Genomic DNA, 12,302 nt, shown 5'->3' on the forward strand with positions numbered 1-12,302 from the left:
CTCATCTGTCCAGAGCGTAGAACGCCTCTCCCCGGGTCGCTGGCGATACGAGGGATTCCGCACGGCCTCCCGAAACGGGCCCGTCCCGCGGGTCATGGCCAGACACCACCTGGCGCGGCGGCTGCGCCTACGTGCGATGGGGAAGCTTCCAGTTCGGCCGGACGTAGTGGCACGTGTAACCCCCGGGGTTCCGCTCCAGGTAGTCCTGGTGTTCCGGCTCGGCCTCCCAGAAGGGTCCGGCAGGGCTGACCTCGGTGACCACCTTGCCTGGCCACAGGCCGGAGGCGTCGACGTCGGCGATCGTCTCTTCGGCGACCTTTCGCTGCTGATCGTTGCAATAGAAGATGGCTGACCGGTAGCTGGTTCCTACGTCGTTGCCTTGACGATTCTTCGTCGTCGGGTCGTGCGCTTGGAAGAAGAACTCGAGAAGCTCCCGGTAGGACAGTTTCTGGGGGTCGAAGACGACCTCGACCGCCTCGGCGTGGGAACCATGGTTGTAGTACGTCGCGTTCGGCACTTCCCCGCCGCTGTATCCGACCCTGGTGTCGACCACGCCGGGGTGTTTCCGGATGAGGTCCTCCATGCCCCAGAAGCAGCCGCCGGCCAGGATCGCCTTCTCAGTCGTGTCGGTCATCGCTTCGCCCCCCGCTCTGGATGCTCAAACAGCTTGCGGTACTCGCCATCGCCTTCACCCTCAAGGTCGTCGCGCCCAATGAACCGTAGTGCGGCCGCGCCGCTGTCATACTTGTTGACGGAAGCGAACAGCGGTTCACCGGACACGATGTCGACGTAGATGCCCGACAGCCGAGAGATTGCCTACAACCGACCTCCACACGCGTCTCGAATGCGTACCCCGCCTGCGGTTTGACTAACCACGCGCCGTGACGCGCGGCCCCTTCAGCTGACGTACCAGTCGAAGAGTTCCCAACCCGGCGGCGTCGCCATGATCAGGAGCATGAGACCGGTGAGGGAGCTGGCCACGGCAAGCCCGGCCCACCGCCGCCGATCGGCGCGCAGTCGGGGAGAGGCCAACCGCGGCAGAGCCAGCGCCAGGCACAGCACCGCCGGGAGGAAGCCGATCCCGACCGCCATCACGGCCGGCCACGACCATCCGGGTGGCGACTGTTCCGGGAAGTACTCGGCATCGGTGGTGAGGTAGGCGACTGCCGCATAGGCGTACATGGCGACGATCAGCAGCTGGATCGACACGAGCGTCCGCACCCGGTGGGCGGTACCGGGCCGGATCCCTGCATCAGTGCACATCGCTGGAGGGTAGTCGGCAGCGGGGTTTACGTGGGGGACGGGCGCCCCGGCGGCATCCCTCGCCTCGGCGCGGGCTCAGCCCGCCTTCGCCCCGAGGCGGAAGACGGCCAGCGTGGCCGGGTCGCCGATGGTCGCCGGAACCGGTTCGTCCCGCCCCTCCACCAGGCCGCGCATGGTCCGGCGGAGGATCTTGCCAGTGCGGGTCTTCGGCAGCGCGGGCACGACGGTGACCCGACGGAACGCCGCCACCGGGCCGATCCGCTGCCGAACCAGCGCGACCAGCTCGCCGGTCAGCTCGTCCGGGTCCACCTCGGCGCCGGCCTTGAGCACCATAGAGCGGGTCGGTGGCGGCAACCGGCACGCAGTCGACCGGCTCGGCGTCCGTCATCACCTCGGCCCAGGACACGTCCCGGCCGGGGACGAGCGGGGCGGGCTGCTGGGGCCGTTGCACGATCACGCAGTGCGCGGGGCCGCCGCTGACCGGACGCGCGGGTCCGCGACCAGAGGATGAAACCCCGACCGGCCGGGTAAGCAGCCGTTGTCCTGGTGGGGAACGACCGGCGTCGCGGCATCCCGCGACCGGGGGCGCGGGCGGGCGGCGTGAGGCCGACCCGCCCGCGGGTGTCGGACGACCCGGCTCAGCTGCCGGTGATCCAGTTCCAGGCCGTCACGACCCACTCGGTCTGCTGCAGGTAGGCGACGCCGACCCCGGCCAGGAAGAGCGCCGTGACCAGGTGGGAGCCGCGGGCGGTGCGCCGCACCCGGCCGAGCTGCCGCTCCCAGATCAGCCGGCCGAGCATGCGGGAGAGCGCGAAGAGGCCGACCGCGGTCAGCAGGCTCAGCACGAAGGTCAGCAGCGGCGCGGCCAGGTCGCCCCGCCCGGAGATCGCCCAGATCCCCCAGCAGACGAAGGCGAAGAGCGCACCGGCGGTGCTCCACTGTCCGCCGCGTCGCAGCCGGGCCAGGTGCCAGCCCATCGGACGGCGCGGCGCGGAGCTGTCCGACCAGCCGGCGGGATCGACGGCGGGGAACTGGTCGGTACGCGGGGTGGGCCGCTGCCCCACCGGGGCCACGCCGCGACGGAACGCGTCGCGCTGCGCTGGCACCCCGACACCGGGCTGCGGCGGCACCTCCACGGTGCGCTCGGCCCACGGTTGTGTCTGGTCCGCCATCTCGGTTCCTCCCCCTGGCCGACGCCGGCCACCCGCTTCGAGGGTAGCGACCCGGCAAATCGGTCGCCGACCCCGAAGGTGATCGGCTAGACACGTCCGATGACCCAACTTCCGCTGCCCGTGACAGTCCCCCGCGCCGACGATTTCGACGACGTCGCCCAGCTGATGGCCCTGGCCTTCCACGTCAGCCTCGATTCCGACCAGCAGGAGGTCGAGCGGGCGACCTACGAGCCGGAGCGCTCCCTCCTGGTCCGCGACGGCGGGCCGGCGGTGGCGCACGCCAGCGCCTTCACGCGGGAGCTGGGGGTCCCGGGCGGGAGCATCCCGGCGGCGCACGTGACGATGGTCTCGGTCGCCGCGACGCACCGCCGCCGGGGACTGCTCACCACCCTGATGCGCCGGCAGCTGCGGGAGGTCCGCGACGGCGGCCGCGAACCGGTCGCGGTGCTCTGGGCCAGCGAGGGTCGGATCTACCCCCGGTTCGGCTACGGCCTGGCCGCGCAGCGGCTCGCCATCCAGTGCGAAACCACCGAGCTGCGCCTGCCGGAGCCGGTGTCCGTCGCGGGCACGCTCCGCCTGGACCGGCCGGCCGGCCGGCAGCCCGAGCTGGCCCGGCTGTACGACCGGGTCCGCGCCGACCGTCCCGGCTGGTCGAGCCGAGACGAGCGCTGGTGGCGGTACGTGCTCTCCGACCCGACCGCGCTCCGGGACGGCGCGACCGAGCGCCGGGTGCTGCTGCACGAGGGTCCGGAGGGCGTCGACGGGTACGCGCTGTTCCGGACGAAGGATGAGTGGGACCGGGGTGGCCCGCGGGGCGAGGTCCGGGTCCACGAGGTGGTCGCCGCGAACCCGGCCGCGTACCTGGCAATGTGGCGGATGCTGCTCTCCGTCGACCTGACCCGGCGGCTGTGGTTCGACACCGCTGCCGTGGACGAGCCGCTGCTGCGGCTGGTGAACGAGCCGCGCCGGCTCGGCGCCCACCTCTCCGACGCACTCTGGGTACGCGTGGTCGACGTTCCCGCCGCACTGGCCGCCCGCCGGTACGCCACCGACGTCGACGTGGTGATCGAGGTCGCCGACGAGCTGCTGCCGGAGAACACCGGCTGCTGGCGGCTGGTCGGCGGCCCGTCGGGGGCCAGCTGCACCGCCACCGACGAGCCGGCTCGGCTCGCCTGCGACATCCGCTGCCTCGGCGAGCTGTACCTCGGCGGCACCGGGCTCGGGGCGCTCGCCGCGGCCGGCCGGGTGCGGGAGCTGGTGTCCGGCAGCGTGGCGGCGGCGGGCCCCGCCTTCGGCTGGTACCGGGCCCCGGCCCCGATGGAGGTCTTCTGACCACCGCTCCGACCCCTCGACCTGGCGACCGCGGCGGCCGGGCGTCCCGTACCGGCTGCGGCGAGCCGTGGGCGGCTGGCATGGGCCGTCGGGCCGTCCGGGCGGTACGGTCGGGTGATGGGTGATGCGGAGCGACGGCGGCGCCGGCTGCGGCACCACGGCGAGACCGACGGCACGCCGGAGACCGACGGGCCGAGCGCGACCACGGCCGGGGTGCACGACGAGGCGCCCCGGGGCCGGCGCACCGGTCCCGCCGCCGACGAGGGCGAGCGGGGGCTGCGCGGCCTGGTCGGTGCCGGCTCCTCCCAGGTCGGGGTCACCGCCGCGCTACGGGCGCGGGACGCCGCCCGCCCCACCGAGGCGGACCTGGCCGAGGCCGAGGCCCGCGTGGTGATCGTCCGCCGCAACTGGGTTCCCCGCGAGGATCTCCCCCGCTCCAACCGATGACCGCCGCAGGGGCCGACGGCACCCCTCCCGGGGAGGACCCGGATCAGGCGGGCAGCTCGGGGAGCTGGCGGGTCTGCTCGTAGGCCGCCAGCTGGGCGATACGGCGGGAGTGCCGGGGGTTGCCGGAGAACGGCGTGGTCAGGAACGCCTCGACCAGGGCGGTCGCCTCGTCCAGGGTGTGCTGGCGGGCGCCCACCGCGACGATGTTGGCTTCGTTGTGCTCCCGGGCCAGCTGCGCGGTGTCGATGTTCCAGGCGAGCGCCGCCCGGACGCCGGCGATCTTGTTGGCGGCGATCTGCTCGCCGTTGCCGGAGCCGCCGATGACCACCCCGAGGCTGCCCGGGTCGCTGACCACCCGGTCACCGGTGTGCAGGCAGAACGCCGGGTAGTCGTCGTCCGGGTCGTAGCCGTGCGGGCCGACGTCGACCACCTCGTACCCCTGCTTGGCCAGGTGGTTGACCAGGTGCACCTTCAACTCGAAGCCGGCGTGATCGGATCCCAGGTAGACGCGCATACCGCGCAGTCTGTCAGGCCGGCCTCCGTGATGCCGCGCAGGCGGCGGCACGGAGGCGGATTCGTCACAGCTCAGCGGGACAGCTCGGCGACCACCAGGCCGCCGCGCGCCTTGGGGGTGAACCAGGTGCTCTTGCGCGGCATCTTCTCCCGGGCCAGGTTCACCGCGACGAAGTCGTCCACGGTCACCGGCGCGATCAGCACGGCCAGCTCGGCCCGGCCCGAGTCGGCCTCGCCGATGAGCCAGCTCGCGGGGTAGTCGCCACCCACGTAGGTGATCCGCTTGTCGCCCGGGTCGAGCCCGAGCGCGTCGCGCAGCAACAGCCGCTCGACCAGGGCGTGGTCGAGGTTCTCCAACCGGCCGCCGTCGACGTGGGGCAGGGTGACCGCGTACCCCTGACCGGCGAGGTAGAGGTGGACGGTGCCACCGGCCGCCGGGACCTCGACCGGGCCGTCGACCGGGGTGATCTCCGCGCTGGCGGCGCGGAGCCGGTCGAGCAGCTCCTCGGGCGTGGTGGTCAGCTCGCTGACCAGGCGGTTGTAGGGCTGGATCGCCACCGACGCCGGCGTGGTGATCACGGACAGGAAGCGGGGCAGCCCGCCGGTCTGGGCGGCCAGGCTGCGGTGGTTGCCGTCGGCGACCACCAGCTCGCCGCCGCCGGCCAGGGCGGTCAGCTCGTCCTGCTCCGGCCCGGGGCCGAGCAGCCAGATGGCGTGCGTCCGCCCGGCCTGGTCGACGTCGGTCGCGGCGGGCGCGCCGGCCGACTCGGTCGCCGCCGCGAGCGCGGCGTGCAGCTCGTCGCCGCGGCCGGTCTGGAGCAGGAGTACGGGCGAGAGCAGGTGCCCGAGCGCCTCGGCCAGGGCGACCCGCTCCCGTACCTTGGCGATGAAGACGTCCTCGTTGCGGATCACCAACCCCGGCTCGTCCGCCCGGGTGGAGATCTGGTCCGTGTCGACCATGGCGAAGAGCCCGTACGCGGGCTCGTCCCCCGGCGCGCTGATCCGGTAGAGCACCACGACCTGCTCGGCCGGGGTGTAGCTGCCGTCCGCCTTGGCCTCGGCGAGCCGGGCCACCGCGTCGGCCAGCGCGTCGAGGAAGGACTTCCCGAGGCTCTCCGGCGCCCGGTGGGGCATCTCGATACCGAGGGCACTGTGCGGGTTCGCCTCGATGATCGCAGTGATCTCCGCGTCGTCGGCGAACTCGTCGTAGTTCTGCGCGCCGGTGCCGCCGGTGGTGATCCAGGCCCGGGCGATCGGATGCACGACCGTCATGTCCGCTGACGCTACCCGCGCCGACCGGCTGGTGGACGCGGACCCTCGCCGCGTCCACCAGATGAAAGGACGGCCCCCGCCCTAGCTGCGGTGCCGGCCGTGGGCGGTGCCGGGGCGACGCCCCGCGACCGGGCCGGCGGGATGGGAGCCCGGGGCGAACCGGAGGCTGGTCGTACCCACCGATCGGCCGGCCGAACCGCTTGCCGGGATCGCGCCGGGCGCGGTGGTGTGGGCGGTCGCGCCGACGGGCGGGGTCATCCGGGAGGTGGCGGTCACCCGGGCGACGCCGACCACGATCGGCGGTGCCAGCAGGTCAACCATCTCGGCCGGCAGCGAGGGACGGACGGCCGGCCAGCGGGCGTCGTCCACGGACCAGTACGTCGGGCCGGAGTCCTCGGTCGCCGTCTCCTGCGGCGGTTCATCGGGCATACGGCGGTGTTTACCCATCGGATTGCCTCCAGGAGCTGCCGGATGCGGCCCTGCGGGTCGCTGGCGGGCGCATCCGGTGAAACGAGCCCCGCGCCGCCGGGGTGACGCCGGGCGGCGCGGGGCTCCTCCGTGCACCTCAGTCGAAGATCGGGCCGAGCTCCCGGGTGCGCTTGAGCTCGTAGAAGCCGGGGGTGCCGGCGACCAGCAGGACGCCGTCCCAGAGCCGGCCGGCCGCCTCCCCCTTGGGCGCGGGGGTGATGACCGGGCCGAAGAAGGCAACCTTGCCGCCGTCCGGGCCCGGGGCGTGGATCACCGGGGTGCCCACGTCGGTGCCGACCGGCCGCATGCCCGCCTCGTGGCTGGCGCGCAGCGCCTCGTCGTACGCGGTGCTGTCGGCGGCCTCGGCGAGCGCCGGGTCGAGCCCGGCGTCGGTGAGCGCCGCGACGAACAACTCCCGGCCGATCTGTTCCTTGACCAGATGGATCCGGGTGCCCAGGGCGGTGTAGAGCTTGGCCACCGCCTCCTGGCCGTACTTCTGCTCGACCGCGATGCAGACCCGCACCGGGCCCCAGCCGGTCTTCATCAGCTCCTGGTACTGCTCGGGCAGGTCCCGGCCCTCGTTGAGCACCGACAGGCTCATCACGTGGAAGCGGATGTCCACTGCCCGGACCTTCTCGACCTCGAGCAACCATCGGGACGTGATCCACGCCCACGGGCAGATCGGGTCGAACCACATGTCCACGGCGACACGTTCGGTCACGGTGAGATCCCTTCACGACTCCGAGCGCCGGAGGCCCGGCGCCTTCCCCCCGATCCTCACCCCGGCCGGCGTCGATCGGTGCGGGAATGAGAGCGTGACCTCGACCACCAAAGGGTGTCGGTGCATGGAAGACTCGGTGCGGACCGGCCGCCACGAGCGGGCGGTCAGGACGGGGCCGCCGGGGGCGCGGCGAGAGTGGGATGGAGACGAACAGTGCCGGGAGTGCGCAACCTGACCCAGGTCGAGGCCACCGAGCGGGCCCGCCTGCTCGATGTGATCGGGTACGACATCAGCCTTGACCTGTCGACCGCCGTGCAGGCCGAGGGCCGGACGTTCCGCTCGGTGACCGAGATCCGGTTCCGCTGCACCGAGCCGGGCGCGACCACCTTCGTCGAGGTGGCCGCCGAGTCGGTGCGGTCGGCGACGCTCAACGGCGCCCCGGTCGACATCTCCGGCTGGTCCGCCGAGAAGGGGCTCACGCTGTCCGGCCTGGACGCCGAGAACACCCTCGTGGTGGACGCCGACTTCGGCTACTCGAACAGCGGGCAGGGGCTGCACCGCACGGTGGACCCGGTGGACGGCGAGACCTACCTCTACAGCCAGTTCGAGACGGCGGACGCGCAGCGGGTCTTCGCCTGCTTCGACCAGCCCGACCTGAAGAGCGTCTACACCTGGCACGCGACGGTGGCGGACCACTGGCAGGTGGTATCCAACATGCCGGTGGAGCGCGTGGAGCCGGCGGGCGAGGGGCTGAAGACCGTCCACTTCGCGCAGTCGGTCCGGATGAGCACCTACATCACGGCGCTCTGCGCCGGGCCGTACCACGAGGTGCGGGACAGCCACGACGGGATCGACCTGGGCGTCTTCTGCCGGGCGTCGATGGCGCCGTACCTGGACTCGGACGACCTGTTCCTGATCACCAAGCAGGGGTTCGACTTCTTCCATGAGAAGTTCGGGGTGCCCTACCCGCTGCCCAAGTACGACCAGCTCTGGGTGCCGGACTTCAACGCCGGCGCGATGGAGAACTTCGGCTGCGTCACGCACGCCGAGGCGCACTACCTCTTCCGCTCGCAGGTCACCGACTTCGAGTACGAGCAGCGGGCCAACACGATCCTGCACGAGCTGGCGCACATGTGGTTCGGTGACCTGGTCACCATGCGCTGGTGGAACGACCTGTGGCTGAACGAGTCGTTCGCCGAGTGGGCCAGCCACTGGTGCAACACGCACGCCACCCGGTTCCGCGACGCATGGACGACCTTCCTGTCCATCCGCAAGAACTGGGGCTACCGGCAGGACCAGCTCTCCTCCACCCACCCGGTCTACTGCGAGATGCCGGACCTGGAGGCGGTCGAGGTCAACTTCGACGGCATCACGTACGCCAAGGGCGCCAGCGTGCTCAAGCAGCTCGTCGCGTACGTCGGTGAGGAGCCGTTCCTGGCCGGCCTGCGGGCGTACTTCGGCAAGCACGCCTGGGGCAACGCCACCTTCGACGACCTGCTCGCCGAGCTGGAGACGGCCTCGGGCCGGGAGCTGCGCAAGTTCGCCGCGCAGTGGCTGGAGACCGCGCAGGTCAACACGCTGCGGCCGGAGGTGACCCTCGGCGGGGACGGGATGTACCAGCGGGTGCTGATCCGCCAGGAGGCGCCGGCCGGGCACCCGACCCTGCGTACCCACCGGATCGGCGTGGGGCTCTACGACCTCGCCGACGGCCGGCTGGTCCGGCGGGAGCGGATCGAGGTCGACGTGACCGGCGAGCAGACCGAGCTCTCCACGCTGCACGGCAAGCCGGCCGCCGACGTGCTGCTGCTCAACGACGACGACCTGACGTACGCCAAGCTGCGGCTGGACGAGCGGTCGATGGCGACGGTGGTGCAGCACATCGCCGGCTTCGAGTCGTCGCTGGCCCGGGCGCTCTGCTGGACCGCCGCCTGGGACATGACCCGCGACGCCGAACTGGCGGCCCGAAACTACGTGGCGCTGGTGCTGGCCGGCCTGCCGGCGGAGACCGACATCAACCTGGTCACCGCGACCCTGCGCCAAGCCGCCACCACGCTCACCTTCTACACCGATCCGGCGTGGACGCCGACCGGCTGGGCCGAGCTGGCCCGGACGGCGAAGACCGCGCTGGCGAAGGCCGAGCCGGGCAGTGGTTTCCAGCTGGCCTGGGCCCGCGCGTACGCCTCCGCGACCCGCTCCGAGGAGGACCTGGCGACGCTGCGCGGCTGGCTGGACGGCGTCGAGGTGCCGACCGGGCTGGCGGTGGACACCGAGCTGCGCTGGACGGTGCTTGCGGCGCTGGTGGCCAACGGGGCGGCGGGTGCCGCCGACGTCGAGGCCGAGCTGGGGCGAGACCGGACGGCCAGCGGCGAGCGGGAGGCCGCGTACGCGCACGCGCTGGTACCCACCGCGGAGAACAAGGCGAGGGTGTGGGCGCAGCTCACCGGCCCGGAGCCGCTGCCGAACTGGCGGCACCGGGCGCTGCTGCAGGGCTTCGCCCACCCGGCGCAGGTCGAGCTGGTCCGGCCGTACCGGGAGAAGTACTTCGCCGCGGTCGACCAGGTCTGGGCGAGCCGGGACAGCGAGCCGGCGCAGGAGTTCGCCCAGCTCGCCTACCCGGCGTACCTGGTAGAGGACGACACGGTGGCGGCGACCGACGCGTGGCTCGCGGGTGAGGGACACCCGGCCCCGCTGCGCCGCCTGGTGGCCGAGGGCCGCGACGGCGTGGTCCGCGCCCTGAAGGCCCGCGCCAAGGACGCCCAGAGCGCCTGAGCCTCAGCGGGGCGGTCCGGGCCTCGGTCCGGGCCGCCCGCTGCGTGATCGGCTGGTCGCCCGCCTGACGACAGCAAGAAGCCCGGCCCGCGGGAACGCGGACCGGGCTTTGTCGTACCAGGACGGGATCAGGCCTTGCCGGCGTGGCTGGCGAGCTGGTCGAGGCCCTGGATGATGCCGCCGGCCAGGTCGCCGCCACCGAAAGCGGCCACCATGGAGAGCGCGGCCAGCTTGGCGTACGTGTCGGGGATGCGCTTGCGCGCGTACCGGCCGGTGACGATCTCCAGCTGCCGCTGGTTGGGCGACACCGCGATCAGGACCGACTTGTCGGGCTCGGCGAGCTGGCGGTGCAGCCGCTGGGCGTGCTCCCGGATCGGCTCGTCGAGGCCGCCGACGTAGACCGAGAAGACCAGGCCGGTGCCCTTGTCGGCCAGGCGGAGCGCCTCGTCGATGCGGAGCAGCTGGCGGGTCGAGAACGGCCCGTCCAGCACCTCGGGGGGCGCACCCGTCCGGGTCTGCTTCTCACCAACGGTCACTTGCGCCTCCGGTTCCACCGGCCGGCGCCTCGACGCCGGCCTTCTCAAGCTTGCGGCTGGTCAGCGCCGGCGCCTGCGCGCCCGCGGCCAGTGCGGTGCCAGCGGAGTCGGCCAGCTGCTCCGGACGGCCCAGGAACCAGACCGGAGTGAAGTTGAAGGGTCGGCCCGGCCGGTAGCGCTTGTCGCCGCCGCCGCCGCGACGGCCGCCGGCGAATGCCAGTCCGGCGATCACCAGCACCACGGCCGCCGGGATGCCGACGTAGACCAGCAACGTCTCGGTAACAGACAATCCCAACGCCCCCAGGCGGAAAGAGAGACCAGGAATTCCGGGTCGGGTGGACGATCAAGCAGACGATTCCCCGACTCCGCTTGTGGTATTCACGTTAGCGGAGTCGACGGCCCGCCAAATTGCGGGGTGGTCATCCCATCCGCCACTCGCGTGCTCGAGCTGCGCGGCAGTGGCGAGCAATCGGGCGTCCTCGCCGTACCGGCCGGTGAGGAGCACGCCGACGGGCATCCCGTCCGCGGTCCGGCCGATCGGCAGCGAAACGGACGGGTCGCCGGTCACGTTGAAGATGGCGCAGAACGGCGAGAACCGGCGCTGCCGGTCGAAATCCTCGGCCGGATCGGCGGCGGCGAACCAGCCCACCGGCGCCTGCGGCGCGGCGAGGGTCGGGCAGAGCAGCAGGTCGCAGCCGGCCGTGCGGCGGACGCCGAGGCGTACCTGGGCCTGGAGTTCGCCGAGGGTCACCATCAGTGCGCCGGCGCCGACCGCCGCGCCCCGCGAGCGCAGGTACCGGGTCAGCGGCAGCAGTTCGCTCTCCTGCTCGGGCGGGACCGGGGAGAGCGCGAGGACGTACCAGACGGTCTCGAATAGCGGCCACGCCGCGGGGCCGAGCGGCGCGGGGACCTCGATCACCTCGTGGCCGGCGGCGGTGAGCAGCGCGGCGGCCCGGTCGACGGCGGCGACGCACTCGGGGTGGACCGGCTCGTCCGCGAGCATCGGGGTGGTGAACCGGCCGACCCGCAGCCGCCCGGGAGCGGCCTCGCGGGCCGCCGCCAGATATCCGCCGGCGGGCGCGGCGGGCGGCAGGTAGGGCTCGCCGGGCACCGGCTCCGCCAGCACGTCGAGCAGCGCGGCCACGTCGGCGACCGTACGCCCGATCGGGCCGCTGCTCGGCAGCCCGAACGCGCCGAAGCCGAGCGGCCCGCCGGAGACCAGCCCGCGGCTGGGCTTGTAACCGACCAGACCGCAGAACGACGCCGGGATGCGCAGCGAGCCCCCGCCGTCGGAGCCCTGCGCCACCGGCACCAGCCCGGCCGCCACCGCCGCCGCCGCGCCACCGCTGGATCCACCCGCGGTGTACGCCAGGTGCCACGGGTTGCGGGCCGGCGGCGCGACCAGCCCCTCGGAGTAGAGCGAGCAGCCCAGCTCCGAGGTGGTGGTCTTGCCGAGGCTCACCAGCCCGGCGGCCTTCATGAACCGGACCACGTCGGCGTCGACCGGCGGCACGAAGTCGGCGAAGGCCGCCGAGCCGAAGGTGGTCCGCACCCCGGCGGTCAAGGTGAGGTCCTTGACCGCGGTCGGTACGCCGTGCAGCGGGCCGCGCTCGTCGACCGGCACCGCGTCGGCGGCCCGGGCGGCCTCCCGGGCCAGCTCCGGGGTCACCGTGACGAACGCGCCGACGGTGTCGCCGAGCGCGTCGACCCGGGTCAGCTGGTGCTCGACCAGCTCCACGCTGGACAGCTCGCCCCGGGCGATCGCGGCGGCCTGCTCCAGCGCGGTCAGGTCGTGCGGCTCGGCCATGC

Annotated in this window: 15 protein-coding genes; 3 read left to right on the top strand and 12 right to left on the bottom strand. The window is 73.0% G+C overall.

The window, feature by feature from the left end:
• Positions 1-127 precede the first annotated feature (127 nt).
• From msrA to GA0070624_RS31570, 5 genes are all read right to left on the bottom strand, one after another.
• Entirely contained in the window at positions 128-634 is a 507-nt protein-coding gene (gene msrA / locus GA0070624_RS31555; RefSeq protein ID WP_091347008.1) for a peptide-methionine (S)-S-oxide reductase MsrA, read from the bottom strand.
• Entirely contained in the window at positions 631-780 is a 150-nt protein-coding gene (locus GA0070624_RS34475; RefSeq protein ID WP_218105350.1) for a hypothetical protein, read from the bottom strand. The genes msrA and GA0070624_RS34475 overlap by 4 nt, the downstream gene beginning before the upstream one ends.
• Before the next feature lie 117 nt (positions 781-897).
• A complete protein-coding gene (locus GA0070624_RS31560; RefSeq protein WP_141715226.1) occupies positions 898-1,263 on the bottom strand; it encodes a hypothetical protein in 366 nt (121 codons plus the stop codon).
• 75 nt (positions 1,264-1,338) lie between these two features.
• Positions 1,339-1,596 carry an AMP-binding enzyme gene (locus tag GA0070624_RS31565; RefSeq protein ID WP_245719084.1) on the bottom strand — a complete coding sequence of 86 codons (258 nt, stop codon included), beginning with the start codon at positions 1,594-1,596 and terminating at the stop codon, positions 1,339-1,341.
• 305 nt (positions 1,597-1,901) lie between these two features.
• Positions 1,902-2,435, bottom strand: a complete 534-nt coding sequence (locus tag GA0070624_RS31570) for a hypothetical protein (RefSeq protein WP_091347012.1) — start codon at positions 2,433-2,435, stop codon at positions 1,902-1,904.
• A 99-nt stretch (positions 2,436-2,534) separates the two neighbouring features.
• On the opposite strand from GA0070624_RS31570, the gene GA0070624_RS31575 reads away from it, so the two are divergent.
• Entirely contained in the window at positions 2,535-3,767 is a 1,233-nt protein-coding gene (locus tag GA0070624_RS31575) for a GNAT family N-acetyltransferase (protein WP_091347014.1), read from the top strand.
• 117 nt (positions 3,768-3,884) lie between these two features.
• On the top strand, positions 3,885-4,214 hold the full coding sequence (locus GA0070624_RS31580; protein WP_091347016.1) for a hypothetical protein: 330 nt from the start codon (positions 3,885-3,887) through the stop codon (positions 4,212-4,214).
• A 43-nt stretch (positions 4,215-4,257) separates the two neighbouring features.
• Here the strand turns inward: GA0070624_RS31580 and GA0070624_RS31585 are convergent, their stop codons facing one another.
• The 4 genes from GA0070624_RS31585 to GA0070624_RS31600 all read right to left on the bottom strand — a co-directional run bounded on the left by GA0070624_RS31585 (position 4,258) and on the right by GA0070624_RS31600 (position 7,188).
• On the bottom strand, positions 4,258-4,728 hold the full coding sequence (locus GA0070624_RS31585; protein WP_091347018.1) for a ribose-5-phosphate isomerase: 471 nt from the start codon (positions 4,726-4,728) through the stop codon (positions 4,258-4,260).
• 71 nt (positions 4,729-4,799) lie between these two features.
• Positions 4,800-5,999 (bottom strand): DUF1015 family protein, encoded by a 1,200-nt coding sequence (locus tag GA0070624_RS31590; RefSeq protein WP_091347020.1) that lies wholly within the window; start codon positions 5,997-5,999, stop codon positions 4,800-4,802.
• An 81-nt stretch (positions 6,000-6,080) separates the two neighbouring features.
• Positions 6,081-6,428, bottom strand: coding sequence for a hypothetical protein (locus GA0070624_RS31595; RefSeq protein WP_245719085.1), 348 nt, complete (start codon positions 6,426-6,428; stop codon positions 6,081-6,083).
• A gap of 136 nt (positions 6,429-6,564) precedes the next feature.
• Positions 6,565-7,188 (bottom strand): mycothiol-dependent nitroreductase Rv2466c family protein, encoded by a 624-nt coding sequence (locus tag GA0070624_RS31600; protein WP_091347025.1) that lies wholly within the window; start codon positions 7,186-7,188, stop codon positions 6,565-6,567.
• A 222-nt stretch (positions 7,189-7,410) separates the two neighbouring features.
• Between GA0070624_RS31600 and pepN the strand changes: the two genes are divergently transcribed.
• Positions 7,411-9,957: an aminopeptidase N gene (pepN, locus tag GA0070624_RS31605; RefSeq protein WP_091347027.1), complete on the top strand. Its 2,547-nt coding sequence runs from the start codon at positions 7,411-7,413 to the stop codon at positions 9,955-9,957.
• Positions 9,958-10,085: 128 nt separating this feature from the next.
• Here pepN and GA0070624_RS31610 read toward each other — a convergent pair whose 3' ends face one another.
• Genes GA0070624_RS31610 through GA0070624_RS31620 form a run of 3 tightly spaced genes read right to left on the bottom strand, consistent with a single transcriptional unit; the run spans position 10,086 to position 12,300 of the window.
• Positions 10,086-10,493, bottom strand: coding sequence for a DUF5130 family protein (locus GA0070624_RS31610; RefSeq protein WP_091347029.1), 408 nt, complete (start codon positions 10,491-10,493; stop codon positions 10,086-10,088).
• Entirely contained in the window at positions 10,480-10,782 is a 303-nt protein-coding gene (gene ctaJ / locus GA0070624_RS31615; protein WP_483819068.1) for an aa3-type cytochrome oxidase subunit CtaJ, read from the bottom strand. Before ctaJ ends, GA0070624_RS31610 begins: the two co-directional genes overlap by 14 nt.
• Before the next feature lie 54 nt (positions 10,783-10,836).
• Entirely contained in the window at positions 10,837-12,300 is a 1,464-nt protein-coding gene (locus GA0070624_RS31620) for an amidase (protein WP_091347033.1), read from the bottom strand.
• Between the last annotated feature and the right edge of the window lie 2 nt (positions 12,301-12,302).

Source organism: Micromonospora rhizosphaerae (assembly GCF_900091465.1).
Classification (GTDB): Bacteria; Actinomycetota; Actinomycetes; order Mycobacteriales; family Micromonosporaceae; genus Micromonospora; species Micromonospora rhizosphaerae.